This is a genomic window from Streptomyces himalayensis subsp. himalayensis (genome assembly GCF_013778455.1).
Classification (GTDB): domain Bacteria; phylum Actinomycetota; class Actinomycetes; order Streptomycetales; family Streptomycetaceae; genus Streptomyces; species Streptomyces himalayensis.
Window position 1 is genome coordinate 1 of record NZ_JACEHE010000082.1, and the last position, 1,713, is coordinate 1,713.

At 69.9% G+C, this 1,713-nt stretch carries 2 protein-coding genes; both read right to left on the reverse strand.

Going from position 1 to position 1,713, the window contains the following annotated elements; translation table 11 throughout:
* Window positions 1-109 precede the first annotated feature (109 nt).
* Window positions 110-901 (reverse strand): ABC transporter permease, encoded by a 792-nt coding sequence (locus H1D24_RS41500; protein ID WP_181662952.1) that lies wholly within the window; start codon window positions 899-901, stop codon window positions 110-112.
* Window positions 898-1,713, reverse strand: an 816-nt coding sequence (locus tag H1D24_RS41505) for an ATP-binding cassette domain-containing protein (RefSeq protein ID WP_181662953.1), incomplete at its 5' end; no start/stop codon positions are given. The genes H1D24_RS41500 and H1D24_RS41505, both read right to left, overlap by 4 nt.

The window sequence follows — 1,713 nt, forward strand, 5'->3', positions numbered from 1 at the left end:
GCCGACAGGGCGGCGTACGCCGACGCGGTGTCGGAGTACGCCGCCCTGGGGCGGGACGAGCTGTGGGAGGCGGTCGGCGCTGTCATGGCGGTTACTTCGGGTCGCGGTTTTACTTCGGGTCGCGGTTGAACAGCGACGTCGACCAGCGGTAGCCGAGGACGGTGAGGCCGACGCACCAGGCGACGGCGATCCACCCGTTGTTGCCGATCTCGGTGCCGAGCAGCAGGCCGCGCAGGGTCTCGATGGCCGGGGTGAACGGCTGGTACTCGGCGATCGGCCGGAACCAGCCCGGCATCGTGTCGGCCGGGATGAACGCGCTGGAGATGAGCGGCAGGAGGATCAGCGGCATGGCCATGTTGCTGGCCGCCTCGGGGTTCGGGCTGGCCATGCCCATCCCGACCGCGATCCAGGTGAGCGCCAGGGTGAACAGCGCGAGCAGTCCGAACGCCGCCAGCCACTCCAGGGCCGTGGCGTCCGTCGACCTGAAGCCCATGGCCACGGCGACGGCGCCGACGAGGACCAGACTGGCCAGCACCTGCAGCACGCTGCCGACGACGTGCCCGACGAGCACAGCGCCGCGGTAGACCGCCATCGTGCGGAAGCGGGCGATGAGCCCCTCGGTCATGTCCATGGACACGGAGATCGCGGCCCCGATCACGGTACTGCCGATGGTCATCAGCAGCAGGCCCGGGACGATATAGGCGATGTAGTCGGAGCGGTCGGCGCCGCCGCCACCGATGCCCGCGCTCATCACGTCTCCGAAGATGTAGACGAAGAGCAGCAGCAGCATGATCGGCGTGAGCAGCAGGTTCAGCGTGAGGGACGGATAGCGCCGCGCGTGCAGCAGGTTGCGGCGCAGCATCGTGGACGAGTCGCGTACGGCGAGGGAGAGAGCGCTCATCGGACAGTCTCCTTGGGCTCGTTGGGCTGGCTGGGAACCTTGGTGGAGCCGGTCAGGGCGAAGAACACGTCGTCGAGGTCGGGGGTGTGCACGGTCAGCTCGTCCGCCTCGATGCCGGCCGAGTCCAGCCAGTCGAGGATGGAGCGCAGCTCGCGCTGGCTGCCGCCCGAGGGGATCTGCAGCGCCAGGGCCTCGTCGTCGCGGGTGACCTCGCGCAGGGCGACGGCGGCGGACTGGTACGCGGCCGGGTCGGTGAAGCGGAGCCGGACGTGCCCGCCGGGGATGAGCCGCTTCAGCTCGTCGGCGGTGCCCGCGGCGGCGATCTTGCCGTTGTTGAGCACGCCGATACGGTCAGCCAGCTCGTCGGCCTCCTCCAGGTACTGGGTGGTGAGGAAGACGGTCACGCCGCCCGTGACCAGCTCGCGGATGATCCCCCACATGTTGTGGCGGGAGCGGGGGTCGAGGCCGGTGGTCGGCTCGTCGAGGAAGATGATCCGCGGATTGCCGACGAGGGTCATGGCGATGTCGAGGCGGCGCTTCATGCCGCCGGAGTAGGTGGAGACGGGCTTCTTGGCGGCCTCCACCAGGTCGAAGCGCTCGAGGAGTTCGGCGGCGGTGCGGCGGCCCTCGCTGCGGGAGAGGTGGTGCAGGTCCGCCATGAGGAGCATGTTCTCCTCGCCGGTGATCAGGCCGTCGACGGCGGAGAACTGCCCGGTGACGCCGATCGCGGCGCGGACCGCCTGCGGGTTGACGGCGATGTCGTGGCCGCCGACGTGCAGTTCGCCCGCGTCGGCGGTGATGAGGGTGGAGAG

Bases quoted from the DNA above. Each gene is read 5' to 3' on its own strand.
- H1D24_RS41500 (WP_181662952.1), bottom strand. From the start codon at position 901: ATGAGCGCTCTCTCCCTCGCCGTACGCGACTCGTCCACGATGCTGCGC.